The sequence below is a fragment of the Candidatus Nitrospira nitrosa genome, assembly GCF_001458735.1.
Lineage (GTDB): Bacteria > Nitrospirota > Nitrospiria > Nitrospirales > Nitrospiraceae > Nitrospira_D > Nitrospira_D nitrosa.
In genome coordinates, this window is record NZ_CZQA01000009.1 from 477,573 (window position 1) to 494,390 (window position 16,818).

Annotated in this window: 15 protein-coding genes; 8 read left to right on the forward strand and 7 right to left on the reverse strand. The window is 55.2% G+C overall.

Going from position 1 to position 16,818, the window contains the following annotated elements; translation table 11 throughout:
- Window positions 1-512: 512 nt before the first annotated feature.
- The 3 genes from COMA1_RS14235 (at window position 513) to COMA1_RS14250 (ending at window position 4,665) form a co-directional block, all read left to right on the forward strand.
- Window positions 513-2,444, forward strand: coding sequence for a TonB-dependent receptor plug domain-containing protein (locus COMA1_RS14235; RefSeq protein WP_176698075.1), 1,932 nt, complete (start codon window positions 513-515; stop codon window positions 2,442-2,444).
- 372 nt (window positions 2,445-2,816) lie between these two features.
- A complete protein-coding gene (locus tag COMA1_RS22225) occupies window positions 2,817-3,110 on the forward strand; it encodes a transposase (RefSeq protein ID WP_407921321.1) in 294 nt (97 codons plus the stop codon).
- Window positions 3,111-3,981: 871 nt separating this feature from the next.
- Window positions 3,982-4,665: a TonB-dependent receptor plug domain-containing protein gene (locus COMA1_RS14250; protein ID WP_090749805.1), complete on the forward strand. Its 684-nt coding sequence runs from the start codon at window positions 3,982-3,984 to the stop codon at window positions 4,663-4,665.
- Here the strand turns inward: COMA1_RS14250 and COMA1_RS14255 are convergent.
- Window positions 4,666-5,792, reverse strand: a protein-coding gene (locus COMA1_RS14255) for an IS3 family transposase (protein ID WP_407921320.1) whose coding sequence is annotated in 2 segments (ribosomal slippage) — window positions 4,666-5,546 and window positions 5,546-5,792 — 1,128 coding nt in all. Because the reading frame shifts where the segments join, the coding sequence is not laid out codon by codon here.
- Window positions 5,793-5,831: 39 nt separating this feature from the next.
- On the opposite strand from COMA1_RS14255, the gene COMA1_RS14260 reads away from it, so the two are divergent.
- Complete coding sequence (locus COMA1_RS14260) at window positions 5,832-7,310, forward strand: TonB-dependent receptor plug domain-containing protein (protein ID WP_281176262.1); 1,479 nt, start codon at window positions 5,832-5,834, stop codon at window positions 7,308-7,310.
- Between the two features lie 66 nt (window positions 7,311-7,376).
- On the opposite strand, the gene metH is transcribed toward COMA1_RS14260, so the two are convergent.
- Entirely contained in the window at window positions 7,377-11,072 is a 3,696-nt protein-coding gene (metH, locus tag COMA1_RS14265; protein ID WP_090749651.1) for a methionine synthase, read from the reverse strand.
- 129 nt (window positions 11,073-11,201) lie between these two features.
- Between metH and COMA1_RS14270 the strand changes: the two genes are divergently transcribed.
- Complete coding sequence (locus COMA1_RS14270; RefSeq protein WP_090749653.1) at window positions 11,202-11,987, forward strand: hypothetical protein; 786 nt, start codon at window positions 11,202-11,204, stop codon at window positions 11,985-11,987.
- Window positions 11,988-12,157: 170 nt separating this feature from the next.
- On the opposite strand, the gene COMA1_RS14275 is transcribed toward COMA1_RS14270, so the two are convergent.
- Complete coding sequence (locus tag COMA1_RS14275; RefSeq protein WP_090749655.1) at window positions 12,158-12,709, reverse strand: DUF4124 domain-containing protein; 552 nt, start codon at window positions 12,707-12,709, stop codon at window positions 12,158-12,160.
- 175 nt (window positions 12,710-12,884) lie between these two features.
- Here COMA1_RS14275 and COMA1_RS14280 point away from each other — a divergent pair, with 175 nt between their 5' ends.
- Window positions 12,885-13,325, forward strand: a complete 441-nt coding sequence (locus COMA1_RS14280) for a hypothetical protein (RefSeq protein ID WP_141654351.1) — start codon at window positions 12,885-12,887, stop codon at window positions 13,323-13,325.
- 116 nt (window positions 13,326-13,441) lie between these two features.
- Here COMA1_RS14280 and COMA1_RS14285 read toward each other — a convergent pair whose 3' ends face one another.
- Together COMA1_RS14285 and COMA1_RS14290 are read right to left on the reverse strand one after the other, a co-directional pair.
- Window positions 13,442-13,675: a putative signal transducing protein gene (locus COMA1_RS14285; RefSeq protein ID WP_090749658.1), complete on the reverse strand. Its 234-nt coding sequence runs from the start codon at window positions 13,673-13,675 to the stop codon at window positions 13,442-13,444.
- A gap of 83 nt (window positions 13,676-13,758) precedes the next feature.
- A complete protein-coding gene (locus tag COMA1_RS14290; RefSeq protein ID WP_090749660.1) occupies window positions 13,759-14,043 on the reverse strand; it encodes a hypothetical protein in 285 nt (94 codons plus the stop codon).
- A gap of 56 nt (window positions 14,044-14,099) precedes the next feature.
- On the opposite strand from COMA1_RS14290, the gene COMA1_RS14295 reads away from it, so the two are divergent.
- Together COMA1_RS14295 and COMA1_RS14300 are read left to right on the forward strand one after the other, a co-directional pair.
- The gene (locus COMA1_RS14295) at window positions 14,100-14,849 is read left to right on the forward strand and encodes an iron-containing redox enzyme family protein (protein WP_218055394.1); all 750 of its coding nucleotides are present in this window, start codon (window positions 14,100-14,102) and stop codon (window positions 14,847-14,849) included.
- Window positions 14,846-15,733 carry a formylglycine-generating enzyme family protein gene (locus COMA1_RS14300; protein WP_090749662.1) on the forward strand — a complete coding sequence of 296 codons (888 nt, stop codon included), beginning with the start codon at window positions 14,846-14,848 and terminating at the stop codon, window positions 15,731-15,733. Before COMA1_RS14295 ends, COMA1_RS14300 begins: the two co-directional genes overlap by 4 nt.
- A 57-nt stretch (window positions 15,734-15,790) precedes the next feature.
- Here the strand turns inward: COMA1_RS14300 and COMA1_RS14305 are convergent, their stop codons facing one another.
- Both COMA1_RS14305 and COMA1_RS14310 read right to left on the reverse strand, forming a co-directional pair.
- Window positions 15,791-16,519: a hypothetical protein gene (locus COMA1_RS14305; RefSeq protein ID WP_141654352.1), complete on the reverse strand. Its 729-nt coding sequence runs from the start codon at window positions 16,517-16,519 to the stop codon at window positions 15,791-15,793.
- Entirely contained in the window at window positions 16,485-16,811 is a 327-nt protein-coding gene (locus COMA1_RS14310) for a hypothetical protein (RefSeq protein ID WP_090749666.1), read from the reverse strand. Before COMA1_RS14310 ends, COMA1_RS14305 begins: the two co-directional genes overlap by 35 nt.
- Between the last annotated feature and the right edge of the window lie 7 nt (window positions 16,812-16,818).

Genomic DNA, 16,818 nt, shown 5'->3' on the forward strand with positions numbered 1-16,818 from the left:
TCCCGGTTCGCTTGAGCACACGCTATTGTAGTGGCAGATCGGTCGAAAGCAACAGGCACTCCACGACATACTCGCCACGGAACATATCTTGGCTGCGCCATACCATTTGTAGCCATAAAGCATATTCCACACCTCAACTTGTAACTCTTCGAATAGTCCTAAACCAACGGGAAATGCCATGAAAGATACCTACAGATGGTCTACAGAACCCTGACTGGCGGAAACTGTCTACAAAAGGATTCAGTATCTAATTAGATTCACATCGCACACGGATCGCCTCAGACAACAAATCCCTTTCGAACAGCATTGCGTCTCCTGTATAAGCCGACGCGTAGACCCGCACCTAACAGCATATGTTCGGATTACGAGCGCACATTCAATCTGACAAAAAATTCTTCCGCTGGTCTCTGAGTGTGCCATGGCACAGCCTCATCCCGCTGGCAGGGTGTTGGTTTCTTGGACTGTCCCACAGCTGGGCCCAACCTTCCCCACCAATTCCCCGAGCATCTTCAGTGGTCGAGCAGCAACTTCAAGACGAAGCGCTCTATCTCAAGGAAGAAACCGTCAGTATCGCCAGCCGGTACGAACAACCGATCTCTCGAGCTCCTTCCGATGTCTATGTGATCACCGACGAAGATATTCGGAGTTCCGGAGCTACGGACGTCCCCACATTGCTCCGTCGGGTGCCGGGGATGGAAGTCATGCAAACCAATGCCGTGGATTTCAATGTCAGCGTGCGGGGGAATAATCAGATTTCAGCGAATAAGCTCTTAGTCCAGGTCGATGGCCGTTCCATCTATGTGGACCAAGCCGGAATTGTTTTTTGGAAGCAACTCCCCGTGGCCCTGATAGAAATTAAGAGGATTGAAGTTCTCAAGGGGCCGGCATCCGCCGTTTACGGCTTCAATGCCTTCGATGGTGTCGTGAATATCATCACGAAGTCTCCTGAAGAGATGAGAGGAACCACCCTACAGGTAGCAGGTGGCGAGATCGGCACCCTACTCACCAACGCCATCCACGCAGGAACCTCAGGCAAATGGGGATATCGTTTATCAGCTGGACACGAGCAAACACAACGCTGGTCAAACCACGACGCACCAGCCCTCAATGGCCAACGAATCGGTGGTGTGACAGAATATCACCTATCAGGTGATGGAAAGATCAGGGCTGAGGCAGGGCTCGCTAGATCCAACCCTTACAACGGCATCCTAAATTCCATTTCGACTGGAGAGAATAGTTTTTCCCAGAGCTATGCGCTTGTCAGTTATGAACAGAATGGCTTACTGGTTCGAGGCTGGTGGAATGGGTTGTTCTCGGAAGCCAATGCTCTCATCCACCCACTGCTAGCCCCCCTGCTCGGCGTCACGGACCGCTTCGGCAGAACAAATCAGGAATTCTCTCTGAGCACCTATGACATCGAAACTCGGTATCGATTTCGGCCGTTTGAAGCACTCCACGTGAATATCGGCGCCAATTACCGTCACATCATTAGTTCGTCGAATATGCTGAGCAGCCGGATACCGGAGGATCGCTTAGGACTCTATGCCCAAGGAGATTGGCAACTGTGGCCCTCCCTGGAGTTAAGTGCCGGTCTGCGTTACGACCTTGATACCTTCATCACCCCTACCCTGTCACCTCGTGGGGCATTGGTCTACCATCTGAACTTGAACCACGCACTTCGATTATCCAGTTCCCTCGCCCATCGTCCACCGACGACGAATGACGTCAACATCAGCGCCCTGAACCCGGTCATGCTTCCCGGATTGTCACCCGTGACCACCCCCATACAAGGATCAAGTGACGTGAGACCTGAACAAATCGCTTCCCATGAAGTTAGTTACCAGGGCTGGTGGTGGGACCATCGGCTGCGAACCAGAGTCACCGGGTTCTATAACCACATTTCTGATCTCATTGTCTTTCGAAACCCGACAGGTAACCCTTTGAACGGCGCTCATCCGATGAATGGAGGCGTAGCCGATGTGTACGGAGGAGAAGTAAGTGCTGAAGTCCTGCTGACTTCTTGGCTCTCAGGATTTGCCAATTATGCGTACCAGGAAGTTGGCCAATCCTCGAGTGGGTTCAGTCGGCGAGGCTTTCCTCATCATAAAGTGAATGCCGGACTCCGCGTGAATTGGCCCCAGTTCAAGGGAGAAATCATCTACCACCATGTGGGGGCTGCGTCTTATCCCTTGGCCGATGCATTTACCAATCTCGCACGCTTCTTCCCAACGGGAACCGTGTCGCCTGGAGAGGATGTCCGCAGCTACAACTTGCTGAATGTTCGATTGGGGTATCTCCTCTGGCGACAACAATCAGGCGACCATGTACGAGAAGCCGAGCTGGCGATTTCGGTCTTCAACGCGCTCAATGACACCCATCGAGAACATCCGTTGGGAGACATTCTCGGTACCCGCGTGATGGGATGGCTGACGGTGAGGCTCTGAGCCTGCTTGCACGACGCTCCAAGCCCACTCGATGAACGCTTCACGAGATATGCTTCAGCAGTTTCACAGGGATACGAGAACGCCGATGGCGGACTTATAGCTAGGCTCATAGTTACTGATGGACACGGGGTGAGCGTCTGAGCAAGCATGTGTGCATGAGATGCTCAGAAGATTTGCGCCAACGGGTGGTGGAGGCCAGACAGAGGCAGCTCGGCGGTTTAAGGTGGGCGAAGCGAGCGTGTATCGGGAACGCGCTCCACAAGATGGGATGGACCCTGAAAAACAACGACCGGCTACAAAGAGCGTAGCCCATAGCAACGACGAAGCTTTCTGCGTCTTCGTGAGCGGTATCGTCGTCGTGGCCTCCAGCTTGTGCATATTGATGCGTGCGGCTTCTTCCCTTCCGTCACACGCCGCTACGGATATGCGCCCAAGTGCCAGCACGTGGATGACCGGATCTTCGAACACCGACGCCCTCGCACCTCATTGATCACCGCCCGTATCGGACCCCAGTTTGAAGAACCCTTTCTCTTCGAAGGCACCTGCGAGACCGAGAGGTTCAACCCCTGGCTCAACGCGAGGCGATGTCCGCGTCTGGCCCGCCAGCACCTGGTCATCATGGACACCGCGCAGCCTGTCACAAATCACCCGAAACGGTGCACCTGATCGAGCACACTGGCGCCACACTACCGTTTTTCTCCCCGTATTCCCAGGACCTCAACCCCATCGAGCACGACTTTGCGGCCATCAGGAAACGCCGCGAATATCATGAAACTGTCTCACTCGACCAGATCGTGAAAGCCTATCAATGATTCTCAGCTTGATCATAGGCCTGGGCGACCAGCACCACGCCGCAGACCACCAGCGCATACTTCACCAGGTGTTTTACCGTCACAGCTCGACTCCCTCCGTTTGATGGCCAGTGCGCCCTGTCCGTCAACCAACACACTCGCATTACTATCCCTCCTTCCACCACATCGTATCGTTCACGCGGATTCAGGGCAACGCCCGGCGGTGACCCAGGGAGGAATCACCACCGGACTCGCCTGCCAAGTCGGAACCTCCCAAGGAGGTACATCACTGGACCAGGCAATCCAGTCAGGCCCCGACCCGAGAAGTAGAGAAGCCCTGAATAATCTCCACCCAACATAGACATCCATCAGCCGCTTGAATGTCTCTACGTAAGGATGCAAATGGTATACCGCGTCAGATGCGGGCCCACCGCACACTCATCAGCTCAGCATTGTCCTACCGATCCTTCCAGCAAATGACAGAAACACCCACCGTATACAGCGAACGGCGCGATTGCACTTCTGCGCTTGCTGGGCTCGATGTTCACTACGTTCATATCTCCATTACAGATCTACAAGATATTGCATCTATTTCGATTCAGTATCGAAATAGATGCACCGACGAGCATCACACCGCGATCAGCTCAGGCCGCGCGACCATCCGAATGAATTTCCCCCGTGGTTGTAATGAGCCTTGTGGTAAAAGATCCCCTTGCACTGACTGACACAGCAAGGCCTGGATGGAAATGATCGACGTGAGACAAGGTTGCATACTCGCGATCACGCTCGCTGGAGTAAGCATCCCATTCTTGTGCTGGGCTGAGCCGTCGCTCACAATCCCTAGAGCATCTTCAGCTATTGACCACCAGCTCCAAGAGGAGACCCTCTATCTCAAAGAAGAAACCGTCAGCGTCGCCAGCCGATACGAGCAACCGATTTCACAAGCTCCCTCCGATGTGTACGCGATCACTGATGAAGATATTAAAAACTCAGGAGCGACCGACATTCCGACGTTGCTGCGGCAAGTTCCAGGCATGGAAATCATGCAGATGAACGCGGTCGATTTCAACGTCAGCGTGCGTGGAAACAATCAATTACTGGCCAATAAACTCCTTCTCCTTGTAGACGGCCGCTCCGTCTATATCGATCAATCAGGAACCGTCTTATGGAAATCCCTTCCCATAGCATTGACTGAAATCAAAAGGATCGAAGTCCTGAAGGGGCCCGCGTCGGCTTCGTACGGCTTCAATGCATTCGATGGCGTCGTGAGCATCATCACGAAATCTCCTGAAGAGATGAAAGGAACCACACTACAAGTGGCAGGCGGTGGGTTGGGAACAGTTCTCACCACCGGAGTCCATGCAGAGAGGTGGCTCCGGTTGGTTGGACAGTTTCTGCCAGTTCTTAAGTGGCGCCTGGCGGAATGCTGACTACGCGGCGGTCTGCCGTGTCGTCAGATTGTCATAATAAACCTGGTCAGGCGTCTGGCCATCAAGCGCCTGATGCGGTCGGGTCTGGTTGTAAAACATCAGATAGTGCTCCAGCCCTTGATGGGCCGTGCTGATGGTGTCATACGCATGTAAATAGACCTCCTCATACTTGATGCTTTTCCAGAGTCGCTCCACGAACACGTTATCCCGCCAGCAGCCTTTGCCGTCCATGCTGATCTGAATCCCCTGGTCTTTCAAGAGTCCCGTGAATTCCTGGCTGGTGAACTGGCACCCTTGGTCGGTGTTGAAAATCTCGGGGCAGCCATACTGCGTGATCGCTTCCCGCACGGCGTCGAGACAGAAGTCCGTCGTCAACGTATTGGAGAGCCGCCAGGCCAGCACCCGGCGACTCGCCCAGTCGAGCACTGCGAAAAGATACACAAAGCCCCGGCGCATTGGAATATAGGTGATATCGGCGGCCCAGACCTGATTGGGGCGTAAGATCCCCAGGTCGCGCAGGAGATAGGGATAAACCTGCTGGGCCGGATGTCGCCGACTGAGATGTGGTTTTTGATACAGGGCCTCAATCCCCATGCGACGCATCAGGGTGGCCACCTGGCGCCGACCAACGGCCCGGCCCTCTTGCCTGAGGAGATTGCGCAGCATCCGCGCCCCAGCAAAGGGATACTGCAGATGCAGCTCATCGAGCCGCCGCATCAACACCAGCGTCGTCTCGGAGACCGGCGTCGGCTGGTAATAAGCGGTCGAGCGAGCCAGCTTCAGCAGTTGGCATTGCCGCACCACCGGTAACGTGTGAGTCCGGTCGATCATCGCTTTGCGCTCCGCAAGCCCGCCTTGGTGAGCGCCCCTTCTAAAAAATCATTCTCCAACGCCAGTTGCCCGATCTTCGCATGCAAGGTCTTGAGATCCGGTGTCTCTGAGGAAGCCTTCGTTCCGCCGAACACGTCTGCGGCTCGCGCCAACAATTGTTGCTTCCATTCGGTGATTTGAGTGGGGTGGACGCTGAATTGTTCAGCCAATTCGGCCAGCGTCTTGTCCCCTTTAACTGCGGCCAACGCCACCTGCGCTTTGAAGGTGGCTCCGTGATTCCGTCTCGTGCGTTTCATTGCCTCGCTCCTTTGTGTCGCCACCTCTCGGTGGCGTCGGTGAAGCCAGGCTACCACTTACCATACTGTCCGAATTTCCGGAGCCCCCTCTCAGGAATCACCGGGAATTGGGGGTACCGTATATCCGCCGGCCATGAACAGAATCAGCGGTGGTCAGACTCAAATGCACCAGCACTCAATAGTCAACGAATCGGCGGCATGGCAGAATATCAACTACCCAATCAGGGGCAGATACGAGCCGAAGCAGGCCTCAGTCGAGCGAACCCCTATAACTCATTTGTGACCGATATCAGTACGACTGCCGACCATATATCTCAAGCTCACTCCCTGCTCAGTTTTGAACGGAACGGTCTCCTCCTTCGTGGCTGGTGGAATAGCCAGTCTTTCAAAACTCCATCCTCTGATATATTTCCACCGTTAACTCCGCTATTTGCCGTAACTGACAAAACTGGGCAAACAGCTGGAACCGGCTCGTTCAATACCTATGATGTAGAAACACGATATCAATTCAATCCACTTGCGCCGCTCAAGTTAACCCTCGGCACGAACTTTCGGCATATCGTCGCTTCTTGGAACATTCTTGACACGCGCACAATCGAGAATCGCCTTGGGCTCTATACCCAAGGATCGTGGCTACTGCTTCCTTCCCTAGAGGTGAATACCGGAGTCCGGTACGATCTCGATAGCTTTCACGAGCCTACGCTGTCTCCTCGTGGTAGCGTGATCTACCATGTCCATCCCAACCACATGATCCGATTCTCTGGTTCTGTTGCCTATCGCCCCCCAACAACCTTCGAGGTCGGCCAACACAGCATCATCACCGTGACGCTTCCGGGGCTGCCACCCTCGTCAAGTGTCACGTTAGGGTCAAGCAGTGTGAACCCGGAAAAAGTCGTATCTTATGAAGCGGGCTATCAGGGTTGGTGGTGGGAGCACCGTCTGCGCACGAGAGTGACTGGGTTTTTCAACCAAATTAGGGATCTGATCATCTTTCGCAATCCCACGAATAATCCATTCAACCCAGCAATCCCCATCAATGCCAACTCAGCTGACATGTATGGCGGCGAAGTCGGGGTTGAAGTCTTGATGACCTCCTGGCTTTCAGGCTTTGCCAATTATGCTTACCAAGGGTCCATGCAACGATCCGGTGGGGTCACTGAGCGAGGTTTCCCTCACCATAAGGTGAATGCCGGACTCCGTGTCACATGGGAATCCTTCAAGGGTGAGGCGCTTTACCACCATGTGGGGATGGCTTCATATCCCTTGGCTGAACCCTTCACAAACCTGGCTCCGTTTTTTCCACCAGGCACCAACCTTCCGCAGCAAGGAGTCCCAGCCTATCACTTGTTGAACCTTCGATTGGGATACGTCCTCTGGCGGCAACAGACGGGCGACACTATGCGCGAAGCGGAACTAGCACTCTCCGTCTTCAATGCCCTGAACGACACCCATCGAGAACATCCGTTGGGAGACCTTCTCGGTACCCGCGTGATGGGGTGGTTGACGGTCAAGCTCTGAGCATGACCCACTACACGGCGAAGTATTGTCAGAACCTATGACACAGTTCGAGATACGTCATACTCACTACTCAGGCTCGTAATTCAGGTTCGGTGAGAGCCAGCGTTCGACGGTACGAATATCCATCCCCTTGCGGCGGGCGTAGTCTTCAACTTGGTCTTTCCCGATCTTGCCCACAGCAAAGTACTTGGCGTCCGGATGGGCAAAATAGAATCCGCTGACCGATGCCGCCGGCCACATGGCATAGCTGTCCGTCAACGTAATCCTCGCATGTTCCTCCACTTGGAGCAGATCGAACAACACCCGTTTTTCTGTATGGTCCGGGCATGCCGGATAACCAGGCGCCGGACGGATGCCGCGGTATTTTTCACGGATCAATTCCTCATTCGTCAGTTGTTCCGTCTTGCCATACCCCCACTCTTCTCTGACCCGCTTATGGAGACATTCGGCGAACGCTTCAGCCAACCGGTCCGCAAGGGCCTTCGCCATGATCGAGTTGTAGTCGTCGTGATCCCGATCGAACTGTTTACAGAGGTCATCCAGCCCGATTCCGGCGGTTACAGCAAACGCCCCGACGTAGTCCTGCCGACCGGAATCCTTTGGCGCTACATAATCAGCGAGTGAAAGATTCGGCTGCCCTGTCGGCTTCTCCGATTGCTGTCGGAGGTGATGGATCGTCGTGAGCACCGGCTTTCGAGAAGCATCCGTATACAATTCGACGTCGTCCCCGACCGAGGCAGCCGCAAAGAAGCCATAGACTCCCTTGGCGGTGAGCTGTCGTTTCTTGACGATCTCATCGAGGAGCCGCCGCGCATCGTCGTAGAGCTCTTGAGCTCTTGGCCCGACGGTCGAATCCTCGAAGATCGTCGGATAGCGCCCCTTTAATTCCCAGGTGTGGAAGAAGGGCGACCAATCAATGTACGAAATCAGTTCGACCAGCGACTGGTCCTCAATGGTTCGCACTCCCATTGTGGCCGGTGTTGGAATGTCAGTCTTCTCCCAATCGGGCATGAACCGATTGGTACGGGCCTGGGCAATCGAGAGCAACGGTTTGGCGCCACGATCCTGGTGTGCTTGTCGCATCCGCTCGTAGTCATCCCTCACTTGCTTCACGAACCCTTGCCGTTGTGTCTGGCTCACCAGACTCCCCACAACCCCAACGGCACGTGAGGCATCGAGGACATGGACCACGCCTGGCGCATATGAGGGGGCGATCTTCACTGCAGTATGAGCCTTACTGGTTGTTGCGCCTCCGATCAAGAGCGGCACCTCGAACCCTTCCCGAGTCATCTCCTTCGCCACATGCACCATCTCGTCGAGCGAGGGTGTGATGAGTCCACTCAAGCCAATGATGTCAGCTTTGTTCTCTCGTGCTGCAGCCAGAATCTTCTCGCAGGGCACCATCACACCTAGGTCAATCACTTCGTAGTTGTTACAACCCAACACAACACCAACAATATTTTTTCCGATGTCATGCACATCGCCCTTGACCGTTGCCAGCAACACCTTACCCTGCGACTGAAAATTACCGGACCGCTTCTTCTCTTCTTCCATGAAGGGCATGAGATAGGCTACGGCCTTCTTCATGACACGTGCGCTCTTCACAACTTGCGGTAAGAACATCTTGCCTGACCCGAACAGATCACCGACCACATTCATGCCGGCCATCAACGGTCCTTCGATCACTTCAATCGGTTTGGCATACTTCTGACGCGCCTCTTCTGTGTCCTTGTCGATAAAGTCCGTAAGGCCCTTGACCAGGGCATGGGACAGCCGCTCCTCGACCGTCCCCTTGCGCCATTCGTCGTCCTTGACCGCAACCTTGCCTTTCGCCTTGACCGTCTCAGCAAACGTCACTAGGCGTTCGGTCGCATCCGGCCGACGATTGAGCAGCACGTCCTCGACAAGCCCGAGCAGATCCTTGGGAATCTCCTCATACACGGCCAACTGGCCGGCATTGACGATGCCCATATCCAACCCGGCCTTGACGGCATGGTAGAGAAACGCCGCATGCATCGCCTCGCGAACAACGTTGTTGCCGCGAAATGAAAAGGAGATGTTGCTGATCCCGCCGCTGACCTTCGCACCAGGCAGATTCTGCTTGATCCAGCGCGTCGCCTCGAGAAAGTTCACCGCATAGTTGTTGTGTTCATCGATCCCCGTCGCCACGGTCAAGATGTTCGGATCGAAGATGATGTCTGGCGGAGGAACTCCAACCCGCTCCGTGAGGACCTTGTACGAACGCGCACAGATTTGTTTCTTCCGCTCCAGTGTGTCGGCCTGCCCCTGCTCGTCAAAGGCCATCACGACCACCGCCGCACCGTAGCGACGAATCACCGTCGCCTGGTCGATGAATTTCTGTTCACCTTCTTTCAAGCTGATACTGTTCACAACCGCCTTGCCTTGGATGTTCTTCAAGCCGGTCTCCAGTACCTCCCACTTGGAGCTGTCGACCATAATCGGCACTTTGCAGATGTCCGGCTCAGAAGCCACCAGACGCAGAAACTTTTCCATGGCCGCTTTGGAATCGAGCATGCCCTCGTCCATGTTGATGTCGATAATCTGGGCCCCACCGTCCACCTGTTGACGTGCCACCGACAGGGCTGACTCATAATCCCCGGCGAGAATCAGCTTGGCGAAGGCCGGCGAGCCGGTCACATTCGTACGCTCACCGATATTGACGAAGTTCGAGTCAGGCCGGATGGTGACAGCCTCCAGGCCGCTCAATCTGGTGTACGGCTCAACCTTTGACGGGAGATGCGGTTTCACCCCGCGTACCGCTTCGGCAATGCGGTGAATGTGGGCCGGTGTCGTGCCGCAACAGCCACCGACGATGTTCAGCCATCCATTGTTCGCCCAGTCCCGCAACTGAGGTGCCAAGGTCTCTGGCGTCTCGGGAAACCCGGTCGGTAACAGGGGATTCGGCAGACCGGCATTGGGATGGGCACTGATATAAATCGGCGCGATCTGAGATAGGTCCTCGATCAGTGGCCGCATTTCTTTCGGCCCCAACGCACAATTCATTCCCACGCTCAAAAGCGGCACATGGGAAATTGAATTCCAAAATGCCTCGACCGTCTGTCCGGTCACCCCGCGGTTGCTGCCGGCTTGGATGAACGTCACCGACGCCATGATCGGAACCCTGCGTACGCCTGATGCAAAGGCCTCTTGAATTGCAAAGAATGCCGCCTTGGCATTCAAGGTATCAAAAATGGTTTCGACCAAGAGAAGATCTGCACCACCTTCGAGCAATCCGCGCACCTGCTCGCCATACGCGGCAACGAGTTCTTCATACGTTGTCCCTCGAGCGGCAGGATTGTTCACATCGGTCGAAATCGATGAGGTCTTGGTCGTCGGACCGATCGCCCCGGCGACGAAACACCGCCGTCCCGGCTGTGCCTGTTCCACGGCAACGACGGCTCGTCTCGCGCACTCGGCGCCGGCTTTGGACAACTCGTAACCGAGCCGGTCCATGCCGTAATCCATAAGCGAGATCGCCTGAGAGTTGAACGTATTGGTCTCGACGATGTCCGCACCGGCCTCCAAATACTGCCGATGAATGTCTTCGATGACAGACGGCTGCGTGAGATTCAGCAGATCGTTATGCCCCTTGAGATCCTTCTTCCAATCCTTGAAGCGCTCTCCCCGAAAGGCTGCCTCATCCAGCTTCCGCTGCTGGATCATCGTCCCCATCGCACCATCAAGGATCAGAATCCGTTCGTTCAGCATCTCCACGATGGGCCATTTCTCTTGTCTCGGCATTGTCACCTTCTCTTAGGATCGGATAGTTATTGGCTGATTTGTGGCGATCATACTGGAAGGCCTTCCGACGCGGCAAGCAGGCGGTCACTTTCTTGACATGAATTTACATGCCTCGCTACGATACACGTGATGCACGGATCGATCATCGGACGTTCCATCATCCTCTCTCTGCTCTGGTGCGTCCTCGCTTTCGCCGCGATCCCTACAAGAACGACTGCAACTCCCTACTTTGAAGATGGGTTTCTCGGGCTCTCCCAACAGGAATTGCACGAGAAACTTGGCCGGCCACAGGCGGTACGCGATCGCAAGTCCGCCCTCAGGGTGTTCACTTATTATCCGATCACCGATTGGGCCACCTATTTCAGCAAACTGGTCTCCCCTGAAAATGGAGAGGATGTGTATACGTTTACCCGCGAGGGGATCGAGATCCGCTATTCATTCAGTTATGCGGTCGACCCAAATGTTGCCGAGGAGAATCGGCCCCTCATTGTGCGGCTGGTGGACATCGAGTTCCCCCACCCCGTCCCCATCGCTCGCCTCCCCTCACTGATTCCTGAACTTCACCCCTCATCGGACCCGACAAATCCGACGTTTCGATCCAATATTTGGGTGCTGCTGTTTCAAGGCGTTGCCTCAGCGGATGCCCGCTTCATCGTCAAGGAGCCGGGCAGGGACAAGTTCGATTGGACCCTCAGTTTTCAACTCTTCTCACTGCAGGGTCTTCCCGAGCGTTTGACGAGAGAGTCGCTGGTCGATCGTGTCGAGATCGGTGCACAGAGCGTGGAGTTCATCACCAGACGATTACGGCACACGCATGAACCGATCCTTAATCCCTTTTCCACACAATTCGAGAGGCAATCGCTTCTCCCACCGCGATCGCTGAGAACGATCCCGGTTCCCCACTATGCGGAGTAGTCAATCCCAGTCCGTCGGCGGCGTTCTCACGTTATTTTCAAGCCCGTGAGGCCTATCTCGGGAATCTCACCATTCAGAAACGAGATACGCGTTACCTCACACACACAACGTGAATGGTCGCAGTTGTCTGTGGGTGAGTTGGAGTAGAAACGCTCGCCAACGGAGGCGGGCTAGGGTGAGACCTGAAGTCGATTCTGTTGGGTCTGTCCTGCAGTGACCGCTTTCTCTTTCATACGATCCATTGGGCCGCCGTTGCTGGTGTACATCAGCACAGGTGTACCAATCCCCAACACAATCAAGAGGCCCAGCGCCAATAAGCGCACCATCGGGCTATTTTTACTGAAAAACATGATCGCCAACAGGACCACTGCGGCAAGGCCCGCTTGCGTCACAATCTTCGACTGCTCCGGTGCTAACCCTGAGAGATCGAGATTTACCGAGGACATCCCCGAACCAAGATTCTTGGCCTGTGCTTTGATTTTTTCTTGCACCGACTGCAGTGCTGAAGGCGGCTTCGTCACGGCATCGGGTTGCTCATGGGCTTTCACTTTTGCTCGATACTTTTGAGGAACGGTTTCCAGAGCATCCGTATAGACCAAGTTCCCCTGCTCATCAATATACGAATACATTGTTGTCGCCCAGGCCTCGACAGAAAGCCCCTGCCCCAGGACAACACAGAACCACATCACCAATGCCCAGCAGTATTGCTTAACCACCATCATATCGACCCACCTCGTTATGAGCTCACTGCACCATATATATCCTCGGGACACCGCTACACACCTACCCCATTAAGTATAGCTATCTCTATATCTATACGATTTTATAGGATATTAACAGCACTTCCTTGACTCTAGCGCGACCGCGCTGTTAGCATCGCTTCTTTTTCATCACACCATGGCTGCAGAATCTCAACCGCTGTCCCTCCATTCCGACAGGAATGAACCGTCGTTCATTCGCCGTCGGCCTGTGCGGATCATTATCTATACGGGGCTTGTTCTCTTTGCCCTGATGGCGGTGGTGTGGCCCATGATCGTGCAACTCGGCGATCCAGACTTTCGCAAACACATCGAGCAACATCGCGTCATGGTGGGGATGAGCAAGGAACAGGTGTTACAAGCCTGGGGTGGCCCGCAGACGATCAATACAACCTTCACTAAAGACGGGATACGGCAGGAAGAGTGGATCTTCGAAGATTGGGAAAGCACCTCGGTGGTCCGTCACCGCTATCTCTATTTCGAGGAAGGAGTCCTGAAGGGAGGATGGTACGAAGGATCTCGCGAACGACAAGCCCGGGACTTCCCCACCGACAAGCCGCACCCGAAAATCCAGCCCTAGCAGCAGCGTGAAGCGGTCGCTCGTGTTCGAGGCACGCGACGACATCTGAAATAGCCAGCCGTTTAAACATCCTCCCGCAAAGCGGCGCTGCAAAGCCTTGCTCGTTTATTCCTCATTCAAGGGGATGTGTCTCGAATGGAGAGCCGGAGTCGCCCGAGAAGTACCTCAGCGCGGGCATGATCTGCCGCATCAACCATCACGCGGCTCCCGACAAGCGGCACTCCAGGATACAGACTGCTCACATGTTCACCATGGACGACATACGTGATGCGATTGCCGTCCAGCAAACTCTTGATCATCGCGAGCTCGCCCACATCCTGCGCATTCATGAGATGGATCATCCGCATCATGGCTCCCTTGATCGAATCCTCACCTCAAAAACCTGCCCATCGATTGCACTTTGCTCATCCACGTTCTAGACTTGGATGAAACGTTAGGGCGTTTCCGTGATGCGCGCACGCCGTTCCTGACCTGGGCCGCCTGAGATCGTCAGGACACGTTTCCATTCACGGACTTGGTAGATGGCCCAGGCGTTTGGCTCGCCCTTAAAAAATGCGGTAGGATCTTCGCCGCTGGCATTGAGAAAGATGGGTTCGGTGAAACCTTCTTCTAATGCATAATCAAGCAAGGACTCGGTCGTAAACCCTGCTCCCCGAAGACTCACTTCGGCCAGGAGCGTCAGGATCTCATCAGGATTCTGGATGGTGATGGCTTTCATTTTATTTCCTCTGGATTCCGAATTGTAACGACACCACCTCAAAGAGGCAAGGCATCATGTCGGCTCACATGACAAAATCGGCGTTCCTTGAATCGTTGCTCCAACTTATGGACAACAAGCATCATTGGGCCTGGGACCATTTTGCTTCCGGCCGACTCACCCATACCCAACTGAAGATTCACTTTCAGCAAGAATATGCGGTCTACGTTCGCGACTTCCCTATCTTCTTAGCCAGAATTCTCGGAAAAAATCCACCCTCTTCGGCGCGTCACATGTTGGCTGAAAATATCTACGAGGAAGAAACCGGCGGGCTTTCGTTGGGTACCTCTCACCCGGAACTCTTTTTGACGATGATGGAAGGCCTCCGATTCAGCCGCAACAGTTTCGAACGGTTCCATCTCTTGCCTGAGGCCCGCAGCTACCGGGCCTGGCTTGATCGCATGTCCTATCACCGTGACTGGGTACTGGGTGCTGCAACCTTCACCATCTTCGTGGAGGGCAGTGTCAAGGACCGAACAGAACTCACAGCACCATCAAAGAAGAAACAGCCGAAAGAGATCGAAGCCCTCATCAACATCCACCCCCTCGTCCGCTATCATGGCCTCAATCCCAACCGGATGGATCTGATCCGTGCGCACCAGCTGGTTGAAGCAGGACATCGTCACGACGCCTATCACATGGTCGTCAATTACACCCCACCGGCAATCAGGCCATCGGTCCTGACGTGCCTTCGCAAAAGCCTGGCGCTTTGGCTGACCTATCGCGATGCGGTCGCCAAATCCTGCGGGATCACAAAGCCTTCATGATGGTCCGACTGTTCGCCTGCTGTACGCTGCTCCTCGCGGTTACCCATCATGATGAATCAACAGCTCAGGCCGAGGTTCTCTCAGACATGGTCATGATTCCAGCGGGAGAGTTCCTCATGGGCAGCCCGGAAGACGGGCTGAGCTTTGATGACGAGCACCCGCAACGCCTGGTGTATGTCGCATCCTTTTCGATTGATCGCTACGAAGTCACCAACGCCCAGTATAAACAATTTGTCGACGGCACCGGACATCCGCCACCGAGCCACCTCACCCCACGATTTAATCTATGGACCGAGACCGCCCCACTCCCTGGAAGCGACAAACACCCGGTGGTCAATATCAGCTGGCACGAGGCCGGTGCCTACTGCCGGTGGCAGGGAAAACGGCTCCCGACCGAAGCGGAATGGGAGAAAGCCGCACGTGGTACGAACGGCCGACGCTATCCGTGGGGTATTGACTGGGACATCTTCTCCGGCAACAGCGCAAGTTATTGGGCTGGACGCACGATCGAATTCAAAGACGGCGAGGCGTGGAAAGCCTTCTGGATGAACGGCGACGGTGCGCGGGCGTCACACGAGCATGGCCTCACGGGCGAGGTGTTGACGCTCCCGATCGGGACCTTCCCCCAAGGAGCCAGTCCCTATGGCGTCTTCGATATGGCCGGGAACGTCGCAGAATGGGTGCAAGATTGGTATGAGCCCTATTCATATCTCAATGCCCCACTCTCGGATCCCCAAGGCCCGCATGGGCAACTTCTCAAGGTCGTACGGGGAGGATCCTGGCTCAAGCCGGCACGAAACATCCGTGCCTCCGACCGTGACTATGCCTTGCCCACCGATCGCGCGACTGGAATCGGCTTTCGTTGTGCCAGAGACGTCTGGTAGCAGGCCCTCCTCATTCCCGCTTCCTACTGGTCCTCGGTGAATCCAAGGTACGAGCGCTCAGTCTTGTCGAGCTCCCGAAGCTGGCGGCTGTACAAGAAGGATCTCAATCTGTTCAACCCTCACGACCGGCATGATAAGTCCCATGCCCTCCTCCTCATGGGAGAAATCGTAGATGACCGACTCGGTCGGGATGAGCGCACCGACCATGACAAGGGACACCGGAACAGATTTATGGCGGAGAAGACTCCGGTCGATCCAATCCGCGAGGTACTTGTCGGGTCGCACGCGCAGATTGCCGGGGACCTCCTCCGGCTTGAATCGGACCACACCCCAGCTTGTTGGAGTAAACTCCGGGCCAACCGCGATGGCATACGACCTGGTCTCGGAATCGAAGTGCGAGACTTCTCCCGTCCAGATAAACGCGATTCGCCACGTCAAGGTTGGATTCTCTTTACGCGCCGCATCACGCGCGCGATTCAAATTGAATAGCCGCTCATCGTGCTCAGGATCATGATGCCCACGGCCATACACCGTGGGCCAATCAGGCGGAGTCCCTTCCAACGCAACCAGAAAGGACTCCATCGCACCCCGATTGATGAGGAGATGGGTTCCGGAGGGGAGAAGCTGTTCGATCTGGACAAGAGAAATCGTCCGCAGCGGACGAGGTCCTGGGTCATCTTCCGATCGTGCGGTGGCCGATGACAGGGAAACTGCGCAGAGTACTAGGCCTGAGGCGAGACACCTCAGCAGCTTACCCGACGACCGCACGGCTGAGCGCCCGTTCATAGGAGGCTTTTAATGAGATCAAACCCGGATGTTCATCGGACAACACCCCAGCCTGAGTGAGTACCGCAAGCCGCGGAGCAGGATTGAGCCGGAGCAAGTCGAATCGCGTGAAGCCATCCAAACTCAGGGCCTGTTCATAGATACCCAGCCATGATTCAGTGATGGCACGCAAGCCCGCATCGGTGGCCTGCATGCGGCCCATTCGCACTTGCTCAATAAGCTTGATCAGAGGGTCGGATTGAGAAATAGTCGAGATCGCTCGGGTCAATGCCTGTCCATCAAGAGTGCCCATGGCCTGG

What these genes read in the sequence shown, in the direction of transcription:
- COMA1_RS14250 (WP_090749805.1), top strand. Translation starts at nt 3,982, where the DNA reads ATGATCGACGTGAGACAAGGTTGCATACTCGCGATCACGCTCGCTGGA.
- metH (WP_090749651.1), bottom strand. Translation starts at nt 11,072, where the DNA reads ATGCCGAGACAAGAGAAATGGCCCATCGTGGAGATGCTGAACGAACGG.
- COMA1_RS14270 (WP_090749653.1), top strand. Translation starts at nt 11,202, where the DNA reads ATGCACGGATCGATCATCGGACGTTCCATCATCCTCTCTCTGCTCTGG.
- COMA1_RS14275 (WP_090749655.1), bottom strand. Translation starts at nt 12,709, where the DNA reads ATGATGGTGGTTAAGCAATACTGCTGGGCATTGGTGATGTGGTTCTGT.
- COMA1_RS14280 (WP_141654351.1), top strand. Translation starts at nt 12,885, where the DNA reads ATGGCTGCAGAATCTCAACCGCTGTCCCTCCATTCCGACAGGAATGAA.
- COMA1_RS14285 (WP_090749658.1), bottom strand. Translation starts at nt 13,675, where the DNA reads ATGATGCGGATGATCCATCTCATGAATGCGCAGGATGTGGGCGAGCTC.
- COMA1_RS14290 (WP_090749660.1), bottom strand. Translation starts at nt 14,043, where the DNA reads ATGAAAGCCATCACCATCCAGAATCCTGATGAGATCCTGACGCTCCTG.
- COMA1_RS14295 (WP_218055394.1), top strand. Translation starts at nt 14,100, where the DNA reads ATGTCGGCTCACATGACAAAATCGGCGTTCCTTGAATCGTTGCTCCAA.
- COMA1_RS14300 (WP_090749662.1), top strand. Translation starts at nt 14,846, where the DNA reads ATGATGGTCCGACTGTTCGCCTGCTGTACGCTGCTCCTCGCGGTTACC.
- COMA1_RS14305 (WP_141654352.1), bottom strand. Translation starts at nt 16,519, where the DNA reads ATGAACGGGCGCTCAGCCGTGCGGTCGTCGGGTAAGCTGCTGAGGTGT.
- COMA1_RS14310 (WP_090749666.1), bottom strand. Translation starts at nt 16,811, where the DNA reads ATGGGCACTCTTGATGGACAGGCATTGACCCGAGCGATCTCGACTATT.